22 protein-coding genes are annotated in these 24,640 nt (G+C 56.5%); 13 read left to right on the forward strand and 9 right to left on the reverse strand.

From position 1 onward, the window contains the following. Positions 1-10: 10 nt before the first annotated feature. On the forward strand, positions 11-2,662 hold the full coding sequence (ppc, locus tag CWM52_RS18270) for a phosphoenolpyruvate carboxylase (protein WP_100685405.1): 2,652 nt from the start codon (positions 11-13) through the stop codon (positions 2,660-2,662). Positions 2,663-2,766: 104 nt separating this feature from the next. Here the strand turns inward: ppc and zinT are convergent, their stop codons facing one another. Next, a complete protein-coding gene (gene zinT / locus CWM52_RS18275) occupies positions 2,767-3,417 on the reverse strand; it encodes a metal-binding protein ZinT (RefSeq protein ID WP_100685406.1) in 651 nt (216 codons plus the stop codon). Between the two features lie 151 nt (positions 3,418-3,568). Here zinT and CWM52_RS18280 point away from each other — a divergent pair, with 151 nt between their 5' ends. From CWM52_RS18280 to gldA, 3 genes are all read left to right on the forward strand, one after another. Then, complete coding sequence (locus CWM52_RS18280) at positions 3,569-4,420, forward strand: helix-turn-helix domain-containing protein (RefSeq protein WP_100685407.1); 852 nt, start codon at positions 3,569-3,571, stop codon at positions 4,418-4,420. Between the two features lie 200 nt (positions 4,421-4,620). Then, a complete protein-coding gene (gene fsa / locus CWM52_RS18285) occupies positions 4,621-5,283 on the forward strand; it encodes a fructose-6-phosphate aldolase (RefSeq protein WP_100685408.1) in 663 nt (220 codons plus the stop codon). Positions 5,284-5,337: 54 nt separating this feature from the next. Next, on the forward strand, positions 5,338-6,441 hold the full coding sequence (gene gldA / locus CWM52_RS18290) for a bifunctional L-1,2-propanediol dehydrogenase/glycerol dehydrogenase (RefSeq protein ID WP_100685409.1): 1,104 nt from the start codon (positions 5,338-5,340) through the stop codon (positions 6,439-6,441). A 30-nt stretch (positions 6,442-6,471) separates the two neighbouring features. Here gldA and metF read toward each other — a convergent pair whose 3' ends face one another. Both metF and CWM52_RS18300 read right to left on the reverse strand, forming a co-directional pair. Then, on the reverse strand, positions 6,472-7,362 hold the full coding sequence (gene metF, locus CWM52_RS18295; RefSeq protein WP_032690080.1) for a methylenetetrahydrofolate reductase: 891 nt from the start codon (positions 7,360-7,362) through the stop codon (positions 6,472-6,474). Between the two features lie 167 nt (positions 7,363-7,529). Further along, positions 7,530-8,429, reverse strand: coding sequence for a LysR family transcriptional regulator (locus CWM52_RS18300; protein WP_100685410.1), 900 nt, complete (start codon positions 8,427-8,429; stop codon positions 7,530-7,532). A 90-nt stretch (positions 8,430-8,519) separates the two neighbouring features. Here CWM52_RS18300 and CWM52_RS18305 point away from each other — a divergent pair, with 90 nt between their 5' ends. Continuing rightward, the gene (locus CWM52_RS18305) at positions 8,520-8,891 is read left to right on the forward strand and encodes a carboxymuconolactone decarboxylase family protein (protein ID WP_100685411.1); all 372 of its coding nucleotides are present in this window, start codon (positions 8,520-8,522) and stop codon (positions 8,889-8,891) included. 44 nt (positions 8,892-8,935) lie between these two features. Here CWM52_RS18305 and CWM52_RS18310 read toward each other — a convergent pair whose 3' ends face one another. Next, the gene (locus CWM52_RS18310; protein ID WP_100685412.1) at positions 8,936-11,368 is read right to left on the reverse strand and encodes a bifunctional aspartate kinase/homoserine dehydrogenase II; all 2,433 of its coding nucleotides are present in this window, start codon (positions 11,366-11,368) and stop codon (positions 8,936-8,938) included. A 2-nt stretch (positions 11,369-11,370) separates the two neighbouring features. Beyond that, positions 11,371-12,531: a cystathionine gamma-synthase gene (gene metB, locus CWM52_RS18315; protein WP_100685413.1), complete on the reverse strand. Its 1,161-nt coding sequence runs from the start codon at positions 12,529-12,531 to the stop codon at positions 11,371-11,373. A gap of 267 nt (positions 12,532-12,798) precedes the next feature. Here metB and metJ point away from each other — a divergent pair, with 267 nt between their 5' ends. After that, positions 12,799-13,116, forward strand: a complete 318-nt coding sequence (gene metJ, locus CWM52_RS18320) for a met regulon transcriptional regulator MetJ (protein ID WP_004869405.1) — start codon at positions 12,799-12,801, stop codon at positions 13,114-13,116. A 125-nt stretch (positions 13,117-13,241) separates the two neighbouring features. Here metJ and rpmE read toward each other — a convergent pair whose 3' ends face one another. Then, positions 13,242-13,457, reverse strand: coding sequence for a 50S ribosomal protein L31 (gene rpmE / locus CWM52_RS18325; RefSeq protein WP_004869403.1), 216 nt, complete (start codon positions 13,455-13,457; stop codon positions 13,242-13,244). A gap of 241 nt (positions 13,458-13,698) precedes the next feature. Here rpmE and priA point away from each other — a divergent pair, with 241 nt between their 5' ends. From priA to rraA, 7 genes are all read left to right on the forward strand, one after another. Next, the gene (gene priA, locus CWM52_RS18330; protein WP_100685414.1) at positions 13,699-15,894 is read left to right on the forward strand and encodes a primosomal protein N'; all 2,196 of its coding nucleotides are present in this window, start codon (positions 13,699-13,701) and stop codon (positions 15,892-15,894) included. A gap of 151 nt (positions 15,895-16,045) precedes the next feature. Further along, positions 16,046-17,074 (forward strand): DNA-binding transcriptional regulator CytR, encoded by a 1,029-nt coding sequence (gene cytR, locus CWM52_RS18335; RefSeq protein ID WP_100685415.1) that lies wholly within the window; start codon positions 16,046-16,048, stop codon positions 17,072-17,074. Between the two features lie 91 nt (positions 17,075-17,165). Continuing rightward, entirely contained in the window at positions 17,166-18,158 is a 993-nt protein-coding gene (gene ftsN, locus CWM52_RS18340) for a cell division protein FtsN (RefSeq protein WP_100685416.1), read from the forward strand. Positions 18,159-18,249: 91 nt separating this feature from the next. Then, complete coding sequence (gene hslV, locus CWM52_RS18345) at positions 18,250-18,780, forward strand: ATP-dependent protease subunit HslV (protein WP_100685417.1); 531 nt, start codon at positions 18,250-18,252, stop codon at positions 18,778-18,780. A 9-nt stretch (positions 18,781-18,789) separates the two neighbouring features. After that, entirely contained in the window at positions 18,790-20,124 is a 1,335-nt protein-coding gene (hslU, locus tag CWM52_RS18350; RefSeq protein ID WP_100685418.1) for an HslU--HslV peptidase ATPase subunit, read from the forward strand. A 191-nt stretch (positions 20,125-20,315) separates the two neighbouring features. Continuing rightward, on the forward strand, positions 20,316-21,242 hold the full coding sequence (menA, locus tag CWM52_RS18355; RefSeq protein ID WP_100685419.1) for a 1,4-dihydroxy-2-naphthoate polyprenyltransferase: 927 nt from the start codon (positions 20,316-20,318) through the stop codon (positions 21,240-21,242). 92 nt (positions 21,243-21,334) lie between these two features. Then, a complete protein-coding gene (rraA, locus tag CWM52_RS18360; protein ID WP_004869382.1) occupies positions 21,335-21,820 on the forward strand; it encodes a ribonuclease E activity regulator RraA in 486 nt (161 codons plus the stop codon). A 63-nt stretch (positions 21,821-21,883) separates the two neighbouring features. Here the strand turns inward: rraA and pfkA are convergent, their stop codons facing one another. The 3 genes from pfkA to cpxP all read right to left on the reverse strand — a co-directional run bounded on the left by pfkA (position 21,884) and on the right by cpxP (position 24,613). Next, positions 21,884-22,846: a 6-phosphofructokinase gene (gene pfkA / locus CWM52_RS18365; RefSeq protein WP_100685420.1), complete on the reverse strand. Its 963-nt coding sequence runs from the start codon at positions 22,844-22,846 to the stop codon at positions 21,884-21,886. Positions 22,847-23,049: 203 nt separating this feature from the next. After that, the gene (gene fieF, locus CWM52_RS18370) at positions 23,050-23,946 is read right to left on the reverse strand and encodes a CDF family cation-efflux transporter FieF (protein WP_100685421.1); all 897 of its coding nucleotides are present in this window, start codon (positions 23,944-23,946) and stop codon (positions 23,050-23,052) included. A gap of 157 nt (positions 23,947-24,103) precedes the next feature. Then, positions 24,104-24,613, reverse strand: coding sequence for a cell-envelope stress modulator CpxP (cpxP, locus tag CWM52_RS18375; protein ID WP_100685448.1), 510 nt, complete (start codon positions 24,611-24,613; stop codon positions 24,104-24,106). Positions 24,614-24,640: the final 27 nt, after the last annotated feature.

Here is a 24,640-nt window from a genome sequence, read left to right on the forward strand (position 1 = left end):
CTGGGGTAACATGAACGAACAATATTCCGCTTTGCGTAGTAATGTCAGTATGCTCGGTAAGGTGCTAGGCGATACCATCAAGGATGCTCTGGGAGAGAACATTCTTGATCGTGTCGAAACTATCCGTAAATTGTCAAAGTCTTCTCGCGCTGGCAATGAAGCCAATCGCCAGGAATTGCTCACCACGCTGCAAAACTTGTCCAATGACGAGCTGCTGCCGGTCGCGCGCGCCTTCAGTCAGTTTCTGAACCTGGCCAACACCGCTGAGCAATACCACAGTATTTCGCCAAACGGCGAAGCGGCCAGCAATCCGGAAGTGATTGCCCGCACCCTGAGAAAGCTTAAAGAACAGCCTCATCTCAACGAAGACACCATTAAAAAAGCGGTGGAATCCCTCTCTCTGGAGCTGGTACTCACCGCTCACCCCACCGAGATCACCCGTCGTACGCTTATCCACAAAATGGTGGAAGTGAACAACTGCCTGAAGCAGCTTGATAACAAAGATATCGCTGACTACGAGCACCACCAGCTGATGCGCCGTCTGCGCCAGCTGATTGCCCAGTCATGGCATACGGATGAGATCCGTAAATACCGCCCGACGCCGGTAGACGAAGCAAAATGGGGTTTTGCCGTTGTTGAAAACAGCCTGTGGGAAGGTGTACCAAACTACCTGCGCGAGCTGAACGAACAGCTGGAAGAGAACCTCGGTTATCAGCTGCCGGTGGACTTCGTCCCGGTACGCTTCACCTCCTGGATGGGCGGCGACCGCGACGGCAACCCGAATGTCACCGCCGATATTACCCGCCACGTCCTGCTGCTGAGCCGCTGGAAAGCAACCGACCTGTTCCTGAAAGATATTCAACTGCTGATTTCCGAACTGTCGATGGTCGAGTGTACCGACGAGGTGCGTGAGCTGGCTGGCAAGGAAGGCGAGCAGGAACCGTATCGCTATCTGATGAAAAAGATGCGTACCCAGCTGATGGAAACGCAGGCCTGGCTCGAAGCTCGCCTGAAAGGGCAGAAGCTACCGAAACCTGCCGGCCTGCTTACCCAGAACGAACAGCTGTGGGAGCCGCTTTACGCCTGCTATAAATCGCTGCAGGCCTGCGGCATGGGCATTATTGCCAACGGCGAACTGCTCGATACCCTGCGCCGCGTGAAATCGTTTGGCGTACCGCTGGTGCGTATCGATATCCGCCAGGAAAGCACCCGCCATACCGAAGCGCTGGGTGAGATGACCCGTTATCTTGGTATCGGCGATTACGAAAGCTGGTCAGAAGCCGACAAACAGGCATTCCTGATCCGCGAGCTGAACTCCAAACGTCCGCTGCTGCCGCGTCACTGGGAGCCGAGCAATGAAACCCGCGAAGTGCTCGATACCTGCAAAGTGATCGCCGAAGCGCCGCGCGGATCTATCGCCGCCTACGTGATCTCCATGGCGAAGACGCCATCCGACGTGCTGGCGGTGCATCTGCTGCTGAAAGAGGCCGGTATCGGCTTCGCCCTGCCGGTGGCGCCGCTGTTCGAAACCCTGGATGACCTGAACAACGCCAACGACGTCATGACCCAGCTGCTGAATATCGACTGGTATCGCGGCTTTATCCAGGGCAAACAGATGGTCATGATTGGCTATTCTGACTCAGCAAAAGATGCCGGCGTAATGGCCGCTTCCTGGGCGCAATACCAGGCGCAGGATGCGTTGATCAAAACCTGCGAAAAAGCCGGTATTGAACTCACGCTGTTCCACGGCCGCGGGGGTTCTATCGGTCGTGGCGGCGCCCCGGCGCACGCGGCGCTGCTTTCGCAGCCTCCGGGAAGCCTGAAAGGTGGCCTGCGCGTAACCGAACAAGGCGAGATGATTCGCTTTAAGTACGGTTTGCCGGAAGTCACTATCAGCAGCCTGTCGCTCTATACCAGCGCAATTCTGGAAGCCAACCTGCTGCCGCCGCCGGAGCCAAAAGCAGAGTGGCGCGATATCATGGCCGAGCTGTCCGATGTCTCGTGCAAAATGTACCGTGGCTATGTGCGTGAAAATAAAGATTTCGTACCTTACTTCCGCTCCGCAACCCCGGAGCAGGAGTTGGGTAAACTGCCGTTAGGTTCACGCCCGGCAAAACGTCGTCCAACCGGCGGCGTCGAATCGCTGCGCGCGATTCCGTGGATCTTCGCCTGGACGCAAAACCGCCTGATGCTGCCCGCCTGGTTGGGCGCTGGCGCGGCGCTGCAGAAAGTGGTCGAGGGCGGTAAGCAGAGTGAACTGGAAGCCATGTGCCGCGACTGGCCGTTCTTCTCCACCCGCCTCGGCATGCTGGAAATGGTCTACTCGAAAGCCGACCTGTGGCTGGCGGAGTACTACGATCAGCGCCTGGTGAAACCGGAGCTGTGGACGCTGGGCACGGAGCTGCGCAAGCTGCTGGCTGCCGACATCAACGTCGTGCTGGCGATTGCTAACGACTCGCATCTGATGGCCGATCTGCCGTGGATAGCCGAGTCTATCCAGCTGCGTAACATCTATACCGACCCGCTGAACGTCCTGCAGGCAGAACTGCTGCACCGTTCGCGTCTGGCGGAAGCCGAAGGTAAAGAGCCGGATCCGCGCGTTGAACAAGCGCTGATGGTCACGATTGCGGGCGTTGCCGCCGGGATGCGCAACACGGGCTAATTTATCAGCCGTTCCCGGCAAGACGATATTTGCCGGGAAAAACCGGTTATCGTTTTATCCGGTTACACTTTCCCCGGTCCGCGTCACGCGACCGGGGATTTTTATTAATGGTGCAGCATTTCGTCGACAATCTGCTCTTTATGCAGCGCATAAGGATAATAGGTCGGCCAGTTATCCATCTCTTTCAGCAGCGCCTCCTGCGAGTCATTACCCATAAAGATGTGGAAATGCTGTGATTTGCGCGGTCCAATCGTATGATCGCTGAACTGAACAAATTTCGGCGCTTTTGACTCCGCCTGCTGGCATTCGAACAGGTAACGCACCCCCTTCTTGCCGGAAGCATAGGTCAGGATCTTATAGCCGGAATAGGTGTATTTACAGGCATTAACGGCCTTGCCAACGTGGAACTCCATCACGTTATCTTCGATCCCAATCTGGTCTACGTCGGTGGCATACCCCTTCTTATAATATTCCCGATATTCTGCCACGCTCTTGCCGCCCGCCTTTTTGGCTTTTTGTTCCAGTACCGGATCCAAATCGCCATTCAGCAGATACGGATTTACCGACTGCCAGATCCCGTCCCAGTCGCTTAGCGCCCGATCTTTAACGTCTGCATCGGCAAAAATACCCTCACTGGCCTTAACCTCCGCTTCCGTTAACGCGGGGCCATGGCTATGGTGGCCGTGGGCAAAGGTCTGAGCGCTGGCTAACAGCATGCCAACACCCAGCGCAAGGGCAGAAATCTTTTTGGTCATCACTCTCTCCTGAGTTATCATTTGCAATTATATGTTACGATATAACATATCATACACAATTTGCAACACCGTCCCCCTCACTGCCCTCTGACTTTTACCCTTTCCACGCTGTCCGGTATGATAAAAATATGGCGCCTTCTACGGAGCAAGAATGGATACCGATCTCAACCAACACATCGACGCGTTAATCAAAATCCCGGCAACGATCCGGCAGATCCGATTTGCCAGTGACCATCGCCCGGCTTCCGGTCACGTGCAGAAGGTTGATTTCCCACGCCTCGAAGTCATGCTTGAAGGGCAGCTTCACGATGCCGGCATCAAAGCCGATCCGCCCGTACTGTCCCGGCATGACGTGCTGTTTATTCCCGCCGGCGGATGGCATTCACCCCGTTGGCAGTCGCCCTGTACCGTCCTGAGTATTGTGTTTGGCAAGCAGCAGTTAGAGCTCACCCTGACGCGCTGGAACGGCAGTACGTTGAATGTTGAGGATAAGCTTCAGGTACCGCGCCGCGGCCCCCGGACGGGCTCCTTCCTGCTCCAGGCGCTCAGCGAGATGCAGATGCAACCGCAGGAACAACACACCGCGCGATACATCGTTATCAGCCTGCTGAGCCACTGCGCCGATCTGCTTGGCAGCCAGGTGCACACCGCCTCCCGAAGCCAGGCGCTGTTTGAGGCGATCCGCAAATATATCGACGCTCGTTTTGCCGAACCGTTAACCCGCGAATCGGTGGCGCAGGAATTTTATCTCTCGCCAAACTATCTCTCCCATCTGTTCCAGAAATGCGGGCCTATGGGGTTCAACGAGTATCTGAATCACATCCGGCTTGAGCAGGCCCGCATGCTGTTAAAAGGCCACGACATGAAAATTAAAGATGTCGCTCACGCCTGTGGTTTTGTCGACAGCAACTATTTCTGCCGTCTGTTTCGCAAGAATACCGAGCGTTCTCCCTCCGAGTATCGCCGCCAGTATCACAGCCAGCTGACGGAGAAGCCGCGCTAAGCGGAAACTAGATTTTTGTAAGTTTTTTACGATAATCCTGCCCGGCTTTGCCAGATATAGCTGGAAAATGTGATCTAAATCATCCTTACCCGCAATGCGTACATTTATCCAGTTTTTGGCAAATTTGTCATCTGGCGACCCGCCGACGAGAAGCCGTATTCTTACCTCAACATCACTGAATTGAGCATTGAGGAAAGGCTATGGAACTCTATCTGGACACCGCGAACGTCGCAGAAGTTGAACGTCTGGCGCGCATCTATCCGCTGGCCGGCGTGACCACCAACCCGAGCATTATCGCCGCAGGCAAAACGCCTGTCTGGGATGTTCTCCCGCGCCTGCAAAAGGCCATTGGACCCGATGGAACGCTGTTTGCTCAGACCATGAGCCGCGATGCTGAGGGCATGGTGGCGGAAGCCAAACGACTGAGTAACGCCGTTCCGGGTATCGTGGTTAAAATCCCGGTCACCGCTGAAGGCCTCGCCGCTATCAAGTTACTGAAAAAAGAAGGCATCCCGACGCTGGGTACCGCGGTCTATAGCGCCGCGCAGGGGCTGCTGGCAGCGCTGGCGGGCGCAAAATATGTTGCCCCTTACGTCAACCGCGTCGATGCCCAGGGGGGAGACGGGATTCGCATGGTGCAGGAGCTGCAATCCCTGCTGGAGCAGCATGCGCCAGGAAGCAAAGTGCTGGCCGCCAGCTTTAAAACCCCGCGTCAGGCGCTGGATTGCCTGCTGACCGGCTGCGAAGCGATCACCCTCCCCTTAGACGTCGCGCAACACATGCTCGGCACCCCTGCGGTAGAGTCAGCCATAGAGAAGTTTGAGCAAGACTGGAATAACGCTTTTGGCAATCTGAACCTGTAACCCGATTATCGCGTCGCCAGAGGGCGGCGCCACGATCAACCAGGAGGAATAGAAATGGATCGCATTATTCAATCCCCAGGCAAATATATTCAGGGCGCAAATGCTATCACCCGCCTTGGCCACTATCTCAAACCGCTGGCCGAACGCTGGCTCATTGTTGGCGACAAGTTTGTGCTGGGTTTTGCCGAAGAAAAGCTGCGTAAAAGCCTGACCGATGCGGGTCTGGCTGCTGAAATCGTGCCGTTTGGCGGTGAATGCTCACATAATGAAATCAATCGCTTGCGTGAAATCGCCGGCGCTGCCCGCTGCAATGCCGTGCTGGGAATCGGCGGCGGAAAAACGCTGGATACCGCGAAAGCATTAGCCCACTTTATGAATCTTCCGGTAGTGATTGCCCCGACAATTGCCTCAACGGATGCCCCCTGCAGCGCCCTCTCCGTTATCTATACCGACGAAGGCGAGTTTGACAGCTATCTGATGCTGCCGCGCAACCCGAACATGGTGATTGTCGATACGCAAATTGTCGCCGGCGCGCCGCCACGTCTGCTGGCGGCGGGTATCGGCGATGCGCTCGCCACCTGGTTTGAAGCCCGCGCCTGTTCACGCAGCGGCGCTACGACCATGGCCGGAGGCAAATGCACTCAGGCGGCGCTGGCGCTGGCTGAACTGTGCTACAACACGCTGCTTGAAGAAGGTGAAAAAGCGATGCTGGCGGCGGAGCAACACGTCGTCACACCGGCGCTGGAGAAGGTTATCGAAGCCAACACCTATCTGAGCGGCGTCGGCTTTGAAAGCGGCGGTCTGGCGGCAGCGCATGCGATCCATAACGGCCTCACCGCCATTGCCGACGCGCATCACTACTATCACGGTGAAAAAGTCGCTTTCGGGACGCTGACGCAACTGGTGCTGGAAAATGCCCCGGTGGAAGAGATAGAAACCGTCGCCGCGTTATGTCACAGCGTGGGCCTGCCGATCACCCTGGCGCAGCTGGATATTAAAGGGGATATTGCCGAAAAAATGCGCATTGTCGCCGAAGCGGCCTGCGCGGAAGGGGAAACTATCCATAATATGCCCGGCGGCGCGACGCCAGACCAGGTCTACGCGGCATTACGGGTCGCTGACCAGTACGGCCAGCGTTTTCTGCATGAATGGGAATAAAGCATAATGGCCCTCGATGAGGGCCATTTTTTATACCGCCGGGCGCACGCCCAGGGTATGGCAGATGGCGTAGCTCATCTCGGCGCGGTTCAGCGTGTAGAAGTGGAAATCCTTCACCCCTTCGCGGCTTAAAATTTTCACCATGTCCATCGCAATATTGGCACCGACCAGCTGGCGAGTTTCCGCATCGTTATCCAGACCCTCAAACATTTTTGACATCCACGTTGGGATACGCACGTTGGTCATGTCAGCAAACTTTTTCGCCTGTTTGAAGTTAGAAACCGGCAGGATGCCCGGGATAATTTCAACATCGATCCCGGCAGACACGCAGCGATCGCGAAAACGCAAATAGCTTTCGACGTCAAAGAAAAACTGGGTAATCGCGCGGTTCGCGCCGGCTTCGACTTTCCGCTTCAGGTTCAGCAGATCGGCCTGCGCGCTTTTGGCTTCCGGGTGAACTTCAGGATAGGCCGCAACGGAAATATCAAAATCTCCGACCTCCTTCAACAGCGTCACCAGGTCCGCCGCATACATATCAGGCTTACCGCTGCCCGGCGGCAGGTCGCCGCGCAGGGCAACGATGTGGCGAATACCGTTGTTCCAGTAGTCTTCGGCGATCGCGCGCAGTTCATCGCGGCTGGCGTCAATACAGGTCAGATGCGGCGCCGCTTCCAGACCAGTACGCTCCTTAATCCCCTTTATGATGCTATGAGTACGGTCGCGCTCGCCGGAGTTGGCGCCATAGGTCACCGAGACAAACTTTGGCTTCAGGCTGCTTAAGCGATCGATGGACTTCCACAAGGTTTGCTCCATTTCACTGGTGCGCGGCGGAAAGAATTCAAAGGACACATTAATCTGGCCCTGCACTTCTGCCAGGCTCTGATTCAGGGCTTCCCGCTGATTGGCGTGAAAAAAGCTCATACCTTACCTCATCAATCGCATTTTATTGTTTGTTGTGTTGCGAACTTCTATACGTTTAGACGTCCAGATGTAAAAATGACGGAAAAGTGCCCGGGCGTCAATAGAAAAATCAGCGTAAAGAGTGAGGAATATTCAGTGAAGATGAGATGATTTCATCTCACTCCACGCTAAAATAATGATTCCTCAATAAACGGCAGCAACCACGCGCGCAGAGCGTCATCTTCCGGCCGCGTCACTAATCCCAGCGACAAACGCAAGCGAGTCCCCTCCAGCGAATGAAATACCACCCCCTGACGCTGTATCGCGGCAAATGACGCTGGCAGCAAAATCATCCCTTCTCCGCGTGCGATGCGCGCCAGCAGAACGTCATGCTCAGCGGGCTCCTCCACATACGCCGGCACGTAGCCAATACGCTCAAAAATACGCCGGGTTGCGTCAAAAAAGGCCGGATTACGTTCGCGCCGGAACCAAAACAGCGGCCGGTGATTCAGGGTTTCTAAAGCCAGCCGGGGAATTGTAGATTCCGGCCATGACGCGGGTAGCGCCGCAATCAGCGATTCATGATAGGGCAAAGGAGAAAGCGTTAATCCATCGGCATTCAGCGGCAGCGCAACCAGCGCGGCGTTCAGCTTGCCTTTGCGCACCTGCTGAGCCAGGGCGGGCGAAGCGCGGCGAAGGAGGGAGAGCGCACTGACCTTGCGGCTCAACGCCGATTCCAGAGATGCAAAGATACCCTGCTCAAAAGCGGTCGTCAGCCCCAGACGTAAAGGCTGCTGGCGGTCATCGGACAGCTGACCTAGCGCGCTCAGCGTCGCCTCCTGCAGCGCCAGGAGCGGACGAATAAGCTCCAGCACCCGCTCACCCTCTGCGGTAAGAATCAGCCCTTTGGTATGGCGGACAAAAAGTGTCACGCCCAGCAGCGTTTCCAGATGGCGGATATGGCGACTCAGCGGCGGCTGCGAGATGAACAACCGCTGCGCCGCCCGGCTGATATTATTCTCTTCCGCCACCACGGCAAAATAGCGCAGCAGGCGGATATCAAGAGTCTGTAAGCGTAAATTTGTCATACCTGAAAGGTATCACGAAAAGGGTATTACTCAAGTCCGGTTAACGCCTCTAACCTTCCTGCCAATACACTATCATTATGAGGAAAGATCATGACATCAGAGCGTTATACCACCGGCCTCGACATGTTGCAGCGCGTTGACGGCAAAGGCGGCGATGCCGTCGTTAAAAGCCTGCAGGCCATCGCCCCGGACTTTGCCCGCTACCTGATTGAATTCCCGTTTGGCGATATTTACGCCCGACCGGGGCTCGATTTACGCAGCCGTGAAATCGCCACCATTGCCGCTTTAACCGCGCTGGGCAATGCCGCGCCGCAGCTAAAAGTGCATATTGCCGCCGGGTTGCACGTCGGCCTGTCGCAGGAGGAGATTATCGAAGTTATCATGCAGATGGCGGTGTATGCCGGATTCCCGGCGGCCTTAAATGGCCTGTTCGCCGCCAAAGAAGTTTTTGCGGCGCAGTGAAACTTCGAGACCAGACGCCGGTCTGGTCTCGGGCAGAGGCAGGGTTACAGCAGTTGCGCCAGACGGTTAATATCCGACTGAATGGCGCCAGCGGTCACATCGCGACCGGCACCCGGTCCACGGATGACCAGCGGGTTATCGCGGTACCAGCGGCTCTCGATGGCAAAAACGTTATCGCACGGCAGCAGGGCCGCCAGCGGATGCTCCTCGCGGACGGCTTCAACGCCAACCCGCGCTTTTCCGTTGGCATCAAAACGCGCCACATAGCGCAGAACCAGCCCCAGCTCGCGGGCGGCTTCCAGGCGCTGCAGCATCTGTTCGTTCAGCTCTTCGCCATTCTCAAAGAAGTGATCCACAGAGCCCTCTTCACAGTGCGCAGGCACCAGCGATTCCACGCGCACCTGATCGGGCTCGATGTCATAACCGGCTTCGCGCGCAAGGATAACCAGCTTACGCATCACATCTTTTCCCGCCAGATCAACGCGCGGATCCGGCTCCGTCAGCCCCTGTTGCCAGGCCTGATCGACCAGATCGGTAAACGGCACGGTGCCGTCAAACTGCAGGAACAGCCAGGAGAGGGTGCCGGAGAAGATACCGCTCAGCGCCAGAATGGTATCGCCGCTGTCAATCAGGTCGCGCACGGTATGGTTCACCGGCAGACCCGCGCCAACGGTGGCGTTGTACAGCCAGTGACGACCCGTTTTCTCGAACGCGTCGTGAATCTGACGGTATTTGTCGCTGCTGCTGGCGCCGGCCAGCTTATTGGCGCTGATGACGTGGAAACCATGGCTGGCAAAATCGAGGTACTGATCGGCCAGCTGCTCGCTGGCGGTCACGTCCAGCACCACCAAATCATCATAGGGATGAGCACGCATCCACAGGAATAGCGACTCTTCATCCTGCTCAACGGCTTCATCGTTGAAAAAGGCCAACGCGCGGCTGGCATCCAGCCCCTCGTAGTTAAGCAGGCTGCGGCGGCTGTCCACCACCCCGGCGAGGACAAACTCAAAGCCGGTGCGGGCTGAGAGCGTGCTCTGTTCGCGGGCAAACAGCTCCAGCCAGCGCGAACCGATATTGCCTTTACCAAACAGGACCAGGCCAATACGCTTTTCTGCCCGGAACAGGGACTGATGCAGGCCCTGAATCAGGCTTTCCGTCGGCCCTGCGCGCAGCACCGCCACCAGACTAATTCCCTCTTCGGACTGCCAGGTAAATTCCACCGGCTGCCCTTTCAGCTGCTGCCAGAAACGGTGGCAGTGCAGCGGGTTACGGCTGACGCCCGCCCCGACCATCGCCACCAGCGCCAGCTTCTGGCGCAGGCGCAGCTCGCCCGGCAGACCGGCTTCATCGAGCAGGCGCAGCGCACTGTCGGCCACTTCCGAGGTGTAGCAGAACTGCAGCAGCTTACGGTCAGCATGCACACCCACCGCCAGCGGGCGCAGCTGGGCGCGTTTAAAGATAAGATCCAGTTCCTTGTGCGCCAGCTTGAAATCCTGCCCGGCGGGCACCTGGAACTCAATCAGGCAGACATCATCATGGCTGGTCACAATACGTGCGCCGGTACCGGACGCCAGCACGCGCTCAATGCGCGTGGAGCCTTGCTCAGGCGTATAGCTACAGCGGAGCTGCAGATCGATATCGCTACCGGAGACCGGCTGAAGGGTACGGGCGTGCAGAACCGGGGCCGCCAGACGCGCCAGCTCGCTGGCTTCATCCAGGCGCAGCAGCGGCAGCAGGCACGCATCCTTCACCTTACGCGGATCCGCGCTGTAAACCCCGGCCACGTCGCTCCAGATAGTGACGCGAGACGCCCCGGCCAGGGCGCCAATCTGGGTAGCGGAATAGTCAGAACCATTACGCCCCAGCAGGACGGTTTCCCCGGCGTTGTTGCGCGAGATGAAGCCGGTCACCACCAGACGTTTGTTGGGATGTTGCGCCATCAGCTGTTGCAGCAGCGGATAAGACAGACCTTCATCCACCTGTGGCTGCGCAGCGCGCTCGGCGCGCAGGAAGCTGCGCGCGTCAAGCCATGCCGCTTCCAGTCCCAGCTGGTTAAGCACCGCGGCCATCAGACGTGCGGACCACACTTCGCCGTGGCCGACCACTTCAGCGTATACCGCATCGGTCACGCCGCTATCCAGCAAGCCGGCGAGACGCTCAAGATCGTGAATAAACGACGCGATCAGCGTATCCGCCGCTTCTGCCGACAGCAGGCTGGCGATTAGCTCCTGATGATAACGGCGCAGCGACTGCTGTACCTGATGCGCAGAAAGGCGATCGGTCTGGCTGAGCTTCAGCCAGCTAATCAGCTGGTTGGTGGTGCTGCCCGCGGCGGAGACAACCATCATGTCGCCGGCCTGCGAGTATTCCGTCATGATCCCCGCGACGCGCAGGTAACATTTCGCATCCGCTAAACTACTCCCACCAAATTTGTGCAGCTGACGACCCTTCGTCCCTGCCTGCGCATTCACACTCATGTTTATTCCTCGTTTGCCGCCCGGAAGCCATTTTCCAGGTCGGCAATTAAATCTTCACCATCTTCAATACCGGTCGAAATACGCAGAAGCGTTTCTGAAATCCCCGCTGCCGCGCGCGCCTCAGGCGCCATACCTGCATGGGTCATCGTCGCAGCGTGCGAAATCAGACTTTCTACGCCCCCCAGCGATTCGGCCAGCGTAAACAGCGATAATCCGCTCAGAAAACGACGCAACGTCTGCTCATCGCCCTTCAGCTCAAAGCTTAACATCGCGCCAAAACCTTTTTGCTGACGGGCAGCAATCTCATGCCCCTGATTTTCCGGCAGAGACGGATGATACAGTTTTTTCACCAGCGGCTGGGTTTTCAGATAGTCGACAATCGCCAGCGCATTGCGCTGTGCGACCTCCATACGCGGAGAGAGCGTACGTAAACCACGCAGCAGCAGGTAGCTATCAAATGCGCTGCCGGTCACGCCGATATTATTCGCCCACCATGCCAGTTCGGTGACAAGAGCCGGATCTTTCGCAATCACCACACCGGCCACCACGTCAGAATGTCCGTTCAGGTATTTTGTGCACGAATGCAGCACCAGATCGGCTCCCAACGCCAGCGGATTTTGCAACGCCGGGCTCAGGAAGGTGTTATCCACCACGCTCACCGCTCCCGCTTCACGAGCCAGCGTGCAGATTTTCGCAATATCCACCACGCGCAGCAATGGATTACTTGGACTTTCGACTAACACCAGCTTCGGTTTTTCCGCCAGGGCCGCGCTCAGCGCCTGCTCATCGTTCTGATCGACAAACAGTACCCGGTAGCAGCCGCGCTTCGCGAGGCTATCAAACAGGCGATAGCTGCCGCCGTAGCAGTCGTGAGGCGCCACCAGCAGATCGCCAGGCTTCAGGAATACGGTCGTCACCAGCAGAATCGCCGACATGCCGGTATTGGTCAGAACGGCGCCCGCTCCCCCTTCCAGCTCCGCCAGCGCGCGCTGCACTACATCGCGGGTAGGGTTACCGCGGCGGGAGTAGTCGTGGGCACGAGGTTCATTAAAGTCGATGAAGTTGTAGGTACTGGAAAGGTGAATCGGCGGGACAACGCAACCGTATTGTTCGTCGTCATTTAAACCGCTACGCACTGCGATGGTGGCCTGTTTACGCGTCATGTTGGGCAGTTCCTGGGCTGAGTCGGTGAAAAGTCAGGCACCAGAGTAATCATTGTCACAATAGACGTCAATACATCTGGACATCTAAACTTCTTTGCGTATAGATTGAGCAAATAGAGAATAGCCGTTAAAATTATATGCATTAGCGCATCTCTGCTGGGGCTTATCGGATGTCAGAACGCCCCCGCTACGGTAAACTACGCGCAATTATGGCCTGGACCCAGGGTTCTGGCCCTTAACTTATGACTAGAGGATTAAAGGTATCTCATGGCTGAATGGAGCGGCGAATATATCAGCCCATACGCTGAGCACGGTAAGAAGAGTGAGCAAGTAAAAAAAATTACGGTATCCATTCCTCTGAAGGTGTTGAAGATCCTCACCGATGAACGCACGCGTCGTCAGGTCAACAACCTGCGCCACGCCACCAATAGCGAACTGCTGTGTGAAGCGTTTCTGCATGCATTTACCGGTCAACCGTTACCCAACGATGAAGACCTGCGTAAAGAGCGCAGCGATGAGATCCCGGAAGCGGCGAAACAGATTATGCGCGAGATGGGTATCGACCCGGATACGTGGGAATACTGAGACAATAAAAAAGGCGGAAGCGATGTTCCGCCTTTTTTTCGTCTCTGCCCACCCTGAATCTGCATACCGGGCATAACGACAAAAACAAAAAAAGCCGCCCGTGGGCGGCTTTTTCTTCCGGCAACTTACTTGCTGGTGCCTGGAACGCTGAAGCGCTTGTTGAAGCGGTCAACGCGGCCACCGGTCGCAACATCACGCTGCTTGCCAGTGTAGAACGGGTGGCATTTACCGCACACGTCGAGGTTCAGGTCGTGACCTACGGTAGAACGGATTTTCATGACATTACCGCAAGAGCAAGAAGCAGTAATTTCTTCGTATTTCGGGTGAATATCTTTTTTCATGGGAGAACCTCAGTTAAGGCCGCGTCGCTCTTCCAGCCCTAACGCCAGACACCACGCGATGTTAATAATTTCCCGGCGCAATTCCGCTAAACGCAATCCCCGGGTAATAGATTCTGATGCTGCACGAAGCGCACCAAAGGCGGCGAATCATACAGAATTTGACCAGCATATGCAAACTGATCCGCGAGCCCTTATCACAATGTGTATACTAACCGGCCAGATTTCAAGTCAGGAAGATGACATGCCCGTCGCCCACGTTGCCCTGCCCGTCCCGCTGCCCCGTACCTTTGACTACCTGCTACCTGAGGGAATGCCGGTCAAAGCGGGCTGCCGCGTGCGCGTGCCGTTCGGTAAGCAAGAGCGTATCGGGATTGTAACCGCCGTCAGCGAACGCAGTGAGCTGCCGCTGGATGAGCTCAAGCCGGTCATCGACACGCTGGATGCCGAGCCGGTATTCTCTTCCGCTGTCTGGCGACTGCTGCTGTGGGCAGCCGACTACTATCACCATCCCATCGGCGATGTGCTGTTCCACGCCCTGCCGATCATGCTTCGCCAGGGGAAACCGGCCAGCGCGGCGCCGCAATGGTACTGGTTCGCTACCGAGCAGGGCCAGGCCGTCGATATCAACAGCCTCAAACGCTCGCCGAAGCAGCAGCAGGCTCTGGCCGCGCTGCGTCAGGGGAAGATCTGGCGTCACCAGGTTGCGGAGCTGGCGTTTAACGACGCGGCGCTGCAGGCTCTGCGTGGGAAAGGGCTTTGCGAGCTGGCAAGCGAAGCGCCCGCCCTCACCGACTGGCGAACCCACTTTGCTGTACCCGGCGAACGGCTGCGCCTCAACACCGAGCAGGCCACCGCCGTCGGGGCGATTCACAGCGCATCGGACCGTTTTTCAACCTGGCTGCTGGCGGGGATTACCGGCTCCGGGAAAACGGAAGTTTACCTCAGCGTGCTGGAAAATGTGCTGGCACAAGGCCGACAGGCGCTGGTGATGGTGCCGGAAATAGGCCTGACGCCGCAAACTATCGCCCGTTTCCGTCAGCGTTTTAACGCGCCGGTTGAAGTCCTGCACTCCGGTCTCAACGACAGCGAACGGCTTTCCGCGTGGCTGAAGGCCAAAAACGGCGAAGCAGCCATCGTCATCGGCACGCGTTCCTCGCTGTTCACGCCATTCAAAAACCTGGGCGTGATCGTTATCGATGAAGAACACGACAGCTCCTATAAGCAACAGGAAGGCTGGCGCTATCACGCCCGCGATCTGGCGGTGTGGCGCGCCCATAGCGAGCAAATCCCGATTATTCTTGGCTCGGCAACCCCGGCGCTGGAGACGTTATACAATGTCCGCCAGGGGAAATATCGCCAGCTGAAGCTGACAAAGCGCGCAGGTAACGCCCGTCCGGCGCAACAGCATGTCCTGGACCTGAAAGGACAGCAATTGCAGGCGGGACTCTCCCCGGCGCTGATTAGCCGCATGCGTCAGCATTTGCAGGCCGATAATCAGGTGATTCTGTTTTTAAACCGCCGCGGTTTCGCCCCGGCGCTGCTGTGCCATGACTGCGGCTGGATAGCAGAGTGTCCGCGCTGCGACAGCTACTACACCCTGCATCAGGCACAGCATCATTTACGCTGCCACCACTGCGACAGCCAGCGTCCGATCCCGCGCCAGTGCCCCTCCTGCGGCTCAACGCATCTGGTGCCGGTCGGGCTGGGCACCGAGCAGCTGGAGCAGGCGCTGGCGCCGCTGTTTCCCGGCGTGCCGGTTTCTCGCGTCGACCGGGATACCACCAGCCGTAAAGGCGCGCTCGAACAGCACCTCTCCGATATCCATCGCGGCGGCGCACGCATCCTGATCGGCACCCAAATGCTGGCCAAAGGTCATCATTTCCCGGACGTTACCCTGGTGTCGCTGCTGGATGTCGATGGCGCGCTGTTTTCCGCCGATTTCCGCTCGGCCGAACGCTTCGCTCAGCTCTATACCCAGGTCTCTGGCCGCGCAGGGCGCGCGGGTAAACAGGGCGAGGTGATTTTGCAGACCCACCACCCGGAACATCCGCTGCTGCAAACGTTGTTGTATAAAGGCTACGACGCCTTTGCCGAACAGGCGCTGGCAGAGCGGCAGACCATGCAGTTGCCGCCGTGGACCAGCCATGTCCTGATTCGTGCCGAAGATCATAACAACCAGCAGGCGCCGTTGTTCCTGCAGCAGTTGCGTAATTTACTGCAGGCCAGTCCGCTGGCCGATGACAAACTGTGGGTGCTGGGCCCGGTTCCGGCGCTGGCGCCCAAGCGCGGGGGCCGCTGGCGCTGGCAAATTCTGCTCCAGCACCCTTCGCGCGTTCGCTTGCAGCATATCGTCAGCGGTACGCTCGCCTTGATCAATACGCTGCCGGAAGCGCGCAAGGTAAAATGGGTTCTGGACGTCGATCCTATTGAAGGTTAAGCCTTCTCTTGCGAAACGGATCGAAAAAATTTAACAACCATCACGTTTTTCATGAAAATTCTGTAACTCTCTACATCGACTATCTGCTAAAAATGTTGCTGATGTCAGTACACAAAGGAAGTGCCTGCGCCAGTGAGCGAGGAGAAAACAGGTGAAGCCCAAAAAACAGGTGGTTGCCGCCACAATGAAAGATGTCGCCCTGAAGGCTAACGTTTCAACGGCAACCGTGTCCCGAGCGTTAATGAATCCCGATAAGGTTTCTCAGACTACCCGTAACCGGGTGGAGCAGGCGGCGCTTGAAGTCGGCTATTTGCCGCAGTCGCTCGGACGCAATATGAAACGTAACGAGTCGCGTACAATTCTGGTCATCGTACCGGATATTTGCGATCCCTTTTTCAGCGAGATTATCCGCGGCATTGAGATTACCGCTGCGGAACAGGGATATCTGGTGCTGATCGGCGATTGCGCCCACCAGAACCGGCAGGAAAAGACCTTTATCGACCTGATCATTACCAAGCAGATCGACGGTATGTTGTTGCTGGGCTCCCGCCTGCCGTTTGACGCGGGGGTAGAAGAACAGCGTAATCTGCCGCCGATGGTGATGGCGAATGAATTTGCGCCGGAGCTGGAGCTGCCCACGGTGCACATCGATAACCTCACTGCCGCCTTTAATGCCGTGAATTATCTGCACGAGCTGGGCCATCAGCGTATTGGCTGTATCGCTGGTCCGGAAGAGATGCCGCTCTGCCACTATCGCCTCCAGGGCTACGTGCAGGCGCTGCGCCGTAGCGGGATCACCATCGATCCGCACTATATCGCTCGCGGTAACTTTACTTATGAAGCTGGGGCCAACGCGCTGGAACAGCTTCTGGCGCTGCCGGTGCCGCCGACCGCGGTCTTCTGCCATAGCGATATCATGGCGCTGGGGGCGCTGTCGCTGGCAAAACGCCGGGGCCTGAAGATACCTGACGACCTGTCGATTGTCGGTTTCGATAATATCTCTTTGTCCGAATTTTGCGATCCGCCATTGACGACCGTTGCGCAACCGCGCTTTGATATTGGCCGCGAAGCAATGCTCCTGCTCTTGGATCAGCTACATGGTCATAATGTGAACAGCGGTTCACGATTGCTGGACTGCGAACTGATCGTTCGCGGCAGTACACGCAAAATCAGAGCATAACCATCAGGCTTTCGGGCCTGCTCTTCTGGTCAAAGGCCCGCCGCTTAAGTAACATGGCGGACTGACGAACGAATAAAACAGCGAAACGATAGTGGCACAACGAGATTATGTACGCCGCAGCCAACCGGCTTCTTCGCGGCGCAAAAAGGGTAATACCCGAAGCTCAAGGAATAAACAGAGCAGCCTTCCGGCGGTTTCACCCACTATGGTTGCGATCGCGGCGGCAGTGCTGGTGGCCTTTATCGGTGGGCTGTACTTCATCACGCACCATAAAAAAGAAGAAGCGGAAGCGCTGCAAAACCGTCAGGCGGCAGGCAATGGCCTCCCGCCGAAACCGGAAGAGCGCTGGCGCTACATTAAAGAGCTGGAAAGTCGCCAGCCAGGCGTACGCGCGCCAACTGAACCGACGGCTGGCGGGGAAGTGATGAAACCCGAGCAGTTAACCAATGAACAGCGCCAGCTGCTGGCACAAATGCAGGCGGATATGCGCCAGCAGCCGACCCAGCTGACCGAGGTGCCGTGGAACGAACAAACCCCGGCTCAGCGCCAGCAAACGCTGCAGCGTCAGCGTCTGGCGCAACAGCAGGTACAACAGCAGCAGGCTCAACAACAGTGGGCGCAAACCCAGCAGCAGGCGCCGGTGCAACAACAGCCGCGCGCGCAGCAGCGCGTTGCTGAACAGCCGTCCCCGCAGCCAAAACCGGTACAGCAGCCGAAACAAACCGCCTCGACGCAGCAACCGTACCAGGATCTGCTGCAGACGCCTGCGCACACCGCCGCGCAGCCTAAAGCCCAGGCGGCTGCGCCGGTCACTCGCGTTGAAGAGGCGCCGAAAGCGGCGGCGGAAAAGAAAGACGATCGTAGCTGGATGATTCAGTGCGGCTCCTTTAAAGGCGCAGAACAGGCGGAAACCGTGCGGGCCCAGCTGGCGTTTGAAGGGTTCTCCTCACGCATTACCACCAACAATGGCTGGAATCGCGTGGTGATTGGGCCGCTGAAAGGCAAAGAGAGCGCCAACGATATGATCACTCGCCTGAAGATGGCCGGACACGCAAACTGCATTCGTCTCGCCGCCAGGGGTTGAAACCCTAAAAATCCCCCCCATCTATAATTGCATTCTGCCCCGCGTGAAGCGCGGGGCCCCTATTTCGTTTTTGTAACCAAGGGGTCTGCTCGTGACAACAATAGTTAGTGTTCGCCGTAACGGCCATGTGGTTATTGCCGGTGATGGCCAGGCCACGCTTGGCAATACCGTCATGAAAGGTAACGTGAAAAAAGTGCGTCGTCTCTACAACGACAAAGTGATCGCGGGCTTCGCCGGCGGCACCGCCGACGCCTTCACGCTGTTTGAACTGTTTGAACGTAAACTGGAAATGCATCAGGGCCACCTGGTCAAAGCTGCCGTGGAACTGGCGAAAGACTGGCGTACCGATCGTATGCTGCGCAAACTGGAAGCTCTGCTGGCCGTGGCGGACGAAAACGCTTCGCTGATCATCACCGGCAACGGTGACGTGGTGCAGCCAGAAAACGACCTGATTGCTATTGGCTCCGGTGGTCCCTACGCTCAGGCTGCTGCCCGCGCTCTGCTGGAAAATACCGAGATGAGCGCACGCGATATCGCAGAGAAGGCGTTGAATATTGCAGGTGATATCTGCATTTATACCAACCATTTCCACACCATCGAAGAATTATCCTCTAAAGCGTAAGGATCTCCCATGTCTGAAATGACCCCACGCGAAATTGTCAGCGAACTCGACAAACATATTATCGGTCAGGACGCGGCGAAGCGTTCTGTCGCTATCGCGCTGCGTAACCGCTGGCGCCGTATGCAGCTGAACGAAGAGCTGCGCCACGAAGTCACGCCGAAAAACATTCTGATGATCGGTCCGACCGGGGTGGGTAAAACGGAAATTGCCCGTCGTCTGGCGAAGCTGGCCAACGCGCCGTTCATCAAAGTAGAAGCCACAAAATTCACCGAAGTGGGCTATGTCGGGAAAGAAGTGGATTCGATTATCCGCGACCTGACCGATGCGGCGATCAAAATGGTCCGCATGCAGTCGATCGATAAAAATCGCTATCGTGCGGAAGAACTGGCGGAAGAGCGCATTCTTGATGTGCTGATCCCGCCGGCAAAAAATAACTGGGGCCAGGCTGAACAGACTCAGGAACCGTCCGCTGCGCGTCAGGCATTCCGCAAAAAACTGCGTGAAGGCCAGCTCGACGATAAAGAAATCGAGATCGATCTCGCCGCCGCGCCGATGGGCGTGGAAATCATGTCCCCTCCGGGCATGGAAGAGATGACCAGCCAGCTGCAGTCGATGTTCCAGAACCTGGGCGGCCAGAAGCAAAAACCGCGCAAGTTGAAAATCAAAGACGCAATGAAGCTGCTGATTGAAGAAGAAGCGGCGAAGCTGGTCAACCCGGAAGAGCTCAAACAAGATGCCATCGACGCCGTAGAACAGCACGGTATCGTGTTTATCGACGAGATCGACAAAATCTGTAAGCGCGGCGGCAACAGCTCCGGCCCGGATGTCTCTCGCGAAGGCGTACAGCGCGACCTGCTGCCGCTGGTCGAAGGCTGCACGGTGTCGACCAAGCACGGTATGGTGAAAACCGACCATATTCTGTTTATCGCCTCTGGCGCATTCCAGGTGGCCAGCCCGTCTGACCTGATCCCGGAACTGCAGGGCCGTCTGCCGATTCGCGTCGAGCTCAAAGCGCTGACGACGGAAGATTTCGAGCGCATCCTGACCGAGCCGAACGCCTCCATCACCGTTCAGTATAAAGCGCTGATGGCGACCGAAGGCGTCAGCATCGAGTTTACGGAAGATGGCATCAAGCGTATTGCGCAGGCGGCATGGCAGGTTAACGAAACCACCGAAAACATCGGCGCACGTCGCCTGCACACCGTGCTGGAGCGTCTGATTGAAGATATCTCCTACGACGCCAGCGAAATGAACGGTCAGAGCATCACGATTGATGCGGAATATGTTGGTAAACATCTGGATGTACTGGTGGCAGATGAAGATCTGAGCCGTTTTATCCTATAATCCGGTCCAATATATTTTCATCACTATAGATGGGGCTATAGATACACAAAATCATTCACGCTGCGTCGAGGCGGCTAGCCTGAGAATCCCGGGAGCTTATTCCAGTAAGTGACCGGGTTGAGCGGGCGAGGCCAACAAAGAGGCAGTTTGAAGGATGACGGGTATAGCCCCATTTTTATTGGCCGGAACCTATGACTGAACAACCGATAAACCGAACCCAGGCCTGGCTGGAAAGCCTGCGGCCAAAAACGCTACCGCTGGCCTTTTCCGCCATCGTTGTCGGTACGACGCTCGCGTGGCAGCAGGGGAACTTCGATCCCTGGGTTGCGCTGCTGGCGCTGATCACCGCCGGCCTGCTGCAAATCTTATCCAACCTGGCCAACGATTATGGCGATGCCGTTAAGGGCAGCGATAAACCTGACCGCATCGGGCCGCTACGCGGCATGCAAAAAGGGGCCATCACCCAGGCGCAGATGAAGCGCGCGCTGATTGTCACCGTGGTGCTGATTTGCCTCTCCGGACTGGCGCTGTTGTTCTGTGCCTGGCAGACGATGGCCGATTTTATTGGTTTTATGGTGCTGGGAGGCGTAGCAATTATCGCCGCGATCACCTACACCGTCGGCACCCGGCCTTATGGCTATATCGGCCTCGGCGATATCTCGGTGCTGGCATTCTTTGGCTGGCTCAGCGTCGCAGGGAGCTGGTATCTCCAGGCCCACACGATTGAAGCAACCATTTTCCTGCCCGCCACCGCCTGTGGTCTGCTAGCCGCCGCGGTGCTGAATATCAATAATCTGCGCGATATCGATAGCGACCGGGAGAACGGCAAGAACACGCTGGCGGTACGTCTGGGGCCGCTCAACGCCCGCCGCTATCATACCTGCCTGCTCATCGGCGCGCCGCTGTGCCTGGCGCTGTTTACTCTGATTTCTCTGCATAGTCTGTGGGATTGGCTGTTCCTGCTCGCCACGCCGCTGCTGGTGAAGCAGGCGCGATTTGTGATGCGCGAGCGCGAACCGGTGGCAATGCGCCCGATGCTGGAACGCACGGTAAAAGCCGCGCTGTTGACCAACCTACTGTTTGTCATTGGGATTATCTGCAGCAAGCTGGTGGGTTAACTGACAAATATCAATTAACAACTGATGATTTTGCCAACAATACGATTCGCGAGATATACTAAAATCTCTCGCAGCAACTGAACGTTAAGCCTATGAAATACGATACTTCCGAGCTTTGTGACATCTACCAGGAGGATGTCAACGTAGTGGAACCTCTGTTCTCCAACTTTGGGGGACGGTCGTCGTTTGGTGGACAAATCATCACGGTGAAATGTTTCGAGGATAACGGGTTGCTATACGATATGCTCGAACAGAACGGCCGTGGTCACATCTTGCTGATCGATGGTGGGGGTTCCGTCCGACGGGCGTTAATTGACGCTGACCTGGCGCGTCTTGCCGTACAAAATGAGTGGGAAGGGATAGTGGTCTATGGCGCGGTGCGTCAGGTTGACGATCTTGAAGACCTGGATATCGGCATCCAGGCGCTGGCCGCCATTCCCGTAGGGGCCGCTGGGGAAGGTATCGGCGAAAGCGACGTACGCGTCAATTTCGGCGGTGTGACCTTCTTCTCCGGCGACCATCTGTATGCCGATAATACCGGGATCATCCTCTCCGAGGATGCGCTGGATATCGAATAACCCGCCCGCGCATAAAAAAGGCCTTCTCTCTGAGAAGGCCTTTTCGTTTGTTTCACGCCAGAATTAGTACAGTTTCTTCGCGCAATCCAGCCAGTCATTTTTGAACGGACGCTTCATGTTCTCGATAGCGTCGATGATGTCGTGGTGCACCAGCTTCTCGTTCTGAATACCAACGCAGCGGCCGCCAAAGCCCTGCAGCAACAGTTCAATAGCGTAGGCGCCCATGCGAGATGCCAGGATACGGTCATAAGGTACCGGGGAGCCGCCGCGCTGAATGTGCCCCAGAACGGTCGCACGGGTTTCACGGCCGGTTTCTTTCTCAATGTAGTGCGCCAGCTCGTCCACGTCGCACATATGTTCGGTAATGGCCACGATAGCGTGTTTCTTACCTTTGGCGATGCCGGCTTTGATTTCAGCAACCAGATCGTCACGCGTGTATTCCACTTCCGGCACCATGATGAACTCACAACCGCCGGCAATCGCCGCGGCCAGAGTCAGGTCGCCGCAGTAACGCCCCATCACTTCAACAACAGAAATACGCTGGTGGGAAGAAGAGGTATCACGCAGACGGTCAATGGCTTCCACTACGGTGCTCAGCGCGGTAAAGAAACCGATGGTGTAGTCAGTGCCTTTGATATCATTATCGATGGTGCCTGGCAGGCCGATGCACGGGAAGCCCATTTCAGTCAGGCGCATCGCCCCCATGTAAGAGCCATCACCGCCGATAACGACCAACGCATCCAGGCCACGCTTTTTCATATTTTCAAGCGCAACGGCGCGAATATGCTCTTCACGGAACTCCGGGAAGCGTGCTGACCCCAGGAAAGTGCCGCCACGGTTGATCATGTCGGAAACACTATAGCGGTCGAGCTGAACCATACGATCTTCATACAGGCCGAGGTAACCGTCATAGATTCCAAAAACTTCCAGACCTTCCGTTAATGCTGCGCGCACAACGCCACGAATTGCTGCGTTCATGCCCGGAGCATCACCGCCACTTGTCAACACACCGATTTTCTTAATCATGACTACCTCTGAACTTAGGAAGCAAAAAATAATCCTGTTGCCTGAAGCGCTCCTTCACCAGGAGTGCACGACGATAATTGCAATAGTATATCAAACGCTTCTGGCTGAATTGATTCAGGTCAGACCAAATGGCGGTAATTTATACAAAAAATGCCGATCTGCCCCACACTTTTACATCGAGTTTACAGACTATAACCGAAAGCTCATAAAACGCCCTGCCGTGCCAGCGGCACCACAGAACAGGGATCCTGATGGATAATGACATCAGAACCCGGGAAACGGTGCAGAATCGCCTGCTCCACCTGATCGGCAATAACATGTGCCTGGACCAGCGGGAGGTTATCTTCCATTTCCAGATGTATTTGAATAAAGCGAGTCGGCCCTGACTGCCGCGTCCGTAGATCGTGTGCCCCGCTGACGCCTGGCCATTCGGTCACGATATTGATAATTTCCTGACGTTCCTCGTCAGGAAGCGCGCGGTCTAACAGCGACTGAATAGCGTCATAACCCATACGCAAAGCGCTATATAAAATATAGATGCCAATCCCGAGAGCAAACAGCGCGTCGGCACGATGCCAACCATACCAGGCGAGGCCCAGCGCCACCAGAATTGCGCCGTTCATCATAACATCAGACTGATAATGAAGCATATCTGCCCGCACCGCCTGACTTTGCGTTTTTCTGACCACCCAACGCTGGAACGTGACCAGCACCAGCGTGCTGACCAGCGCGATCAGCGTCACGGCAATACCGACCCCCGCCGCCTGCATCGGCTCCGGGCGCGCCAGGTGCTGAATACCGGTCAGAAACAGAAACAGAGCCGACCCGGAGATAAACATACTTTGTGCCAGCGCGGCCAGTGATTCTGCCTTACCGTGGCCAAAAGTATGTTCCTCATCAGCAGGCTGGAGGGAATAACGCACAACCAGCAGATTCGTTAACGAGGCGGCAATATCCACCAGCGAGTCCACAAGCGCAGCCAGAATACTCACTGACCCGGTGTACCACCACGCAAAAATCTTGATCAAAAGTAACGCGGACGCCATCACCGTCGCCGCAATAGCCGCGCGGCTCACCAGCCGCCCATAAGATTGATTCATATATGCTCCTTTTCGGCGATGCGCTTAGTATAACCTGAACTTTTGTCGCAACGAGGAGCAAGGCGGGAGGCGTTTCGCTGAATGACAGGCAAAAAAAACCCCCTCATCATGAGGGGGAAGACAGGGATGGTGTCTATGGCAAGGAAAACAGGGTCTACTACTGGGGTTGCACGGTATTGCTACTACTACTACTCGACAGCATGGTTGCTGAACCTTTTTGCATCCTTGCAACCTCGCGCAACTGATCCATTCGTTGCTGGTGTTTAGCATTAAGAACCGCTTGCTGCTCCGGCGTTAACAGGTGGTACATCTGGTTGCGAACCTTCGCCATTTCAATCTGGCGAGCAACCTGTTCCTGCGCCATTTTATTAGCCTGAGCGCGCACAGCGTTTTCATCAAAATTTTCTGCGGTGACAAGACGATGCATTGTCTCCATTTCGCTAACATTAATGGGTTGCCTGTCATGGCGTGCCCGTTGCATAAGATCTCGTAACTGCTGGCGTTGCTGTTCGGTTAAACTTATGCCGTCAAACATATGACTCTGACTGGTGCGCTGCACCCCGTCATCTCCGGGGAGCCAGTTAACGCTGGTGACGACTTCAGCGGCCTGGCTATATGCACTTAGCGCCAGCGTTGAGGCCATGACGGCAGCAATAACATTGCGCATCACATACTCCCAATACATTTGTGTCTG

This window comes from Raoultella sp. T31 (assembly GCF_002806725.1).
In the GTDB taxonomy this organism is placed as follows: Bacteria; Pseudomonadota; Gammaproteobacteria; order Enterobacterales; family Enterobacteriaceae; genus Klebsiella; species Klebsiella electrica.

Excerpts from the sequence above, each read along its gene's own strand:
- fieF (WP_100685421.1), bottom strand. The coding sequence starts at position 23,946 with ATGAATCAATCTTATGGGCGGCTGGTGAGCCGCGCGGCTATTGCGGCG.
- rpmE (WP_004869403.1), bottom strand. The coding sequence starts at position 13,457 with ATGAAAAAAGATATTCACCCGAAATACGAAGAAATTACTGCTTCTTGC.
- zinT (WP_100685406.1), bottom strand. The coding sequence starts at position 3,417 with ATGACCAAAAAGATTTCTGCCCTTGCGCTGGGTGTTGGCATGCTGTTA.
- menA (WP_100685419.1), top strand. The coding sequence starts at position 20,316 with ATGACTGAACAACCGATAAACCGAACCCAGGCCTGGCTGGAAAGCCTG.
- CWM52_RS18280 (WP_100685407.1), top strand. The coding sequence starts at position 3,569 with ATGGATACCGATCTCAACCAACACATCGACGCGTTAATCAAAATCCCG.
- hslU (WP_100685418.1), top strand. The coding sequence starts at position 18,790 with ATGTCTGAAATGACCCCACGCGAAATTGTCAGCGAACTCGACAAACAT.
- CWM52_RS18305 (WP_100685411.1), top strand. The coding sequence starts at position 8,520 with ATGACATCAGAGCGTTATACCACCGGCCTCGACATGTTGCAGCGCGTT.
- fsa (WP_100685408.1), top strand. The coding sequence starts at position 4,621 with ATGGAACTCTATCTGGACACCGCGAACGTCGCAGAAGTTGAACGTCTG.
- metJ (WP_004869405.1), top strand. The coding sequence starts at position 12,799 with ATGGCTGAATGGAGCGGCGAATATATCAGCCCATACGCTGAGCACGGT.
- cpxP (WP_100685448.1), bottom strand. The coding sequence starts at position 24,613 with ATGCGCAATGTTATTGCTGCCGTCATGGCCTCAACGCTGGCGCTAAGT.
- rraA (WP_004869382.1), top strand. The coding sequence starts at position 21,335 with ATGAAATACGATACTTCCGAGCTTTGTGACATCTACCAGGAGGATGTC.
- CWM52_RS18310 (WP_100685412.1), bottom strand. The coding sequence starts at position 11,368 with ATGAGTGTGAATGCGCAGGCAGGGACGAAGGGTCGTCAGCTGCACAAA.
- CWM52_RS18300 (WP_100685410.1), bottom strand. The coding sequence starts at position 8,429 with ATGACAAATTTACGCTTACAGACTCTTGATATCCGCCTGCTGCGCTAT.
- pfkA (WP_100685420.1), bottom strand. The coding sequence starts at position 22,846 with ATGATTAAGAAAATCGGTGTGTTGACAAGTGGCGGTGATGCTCCGGGC.
- priA (WP_100685414.1), top strand. The coding sequence starts at position 13,699 with ATGCCCGTCGCCCACGTTGCCCTGCCCGTCCCGCTGCCCCGTACCTTT.
- metB (WP_100685413.1), bottom strand. The coding sequence starts at position 12,531 with ATGACGCGTAAACAGGCCACCATCGCAGTGCGTAGCGGTTTAAATGAC.
- metF (WP_032690080.1), bottom strand. The coding sequence starts at position 7,362 with ATGAGCTTTTTTCACGCCAATCAGCGGGAAGCCCTGAATCAGAGCCTG.
- ppc (WP_100685405.1), top strand. The coding sequence starts at position 11 with ATGAACGAACAATATTCCGCTTTGCGTAGTAATGTCAGTATGCTCGGT.
- gldA (WP_100685409.1), top strand. The coding sequence starts at position 5,338 with ATGGATCGCATTATTCAATCCCCAGGCAAATATATTCAGGGCGCAAAT.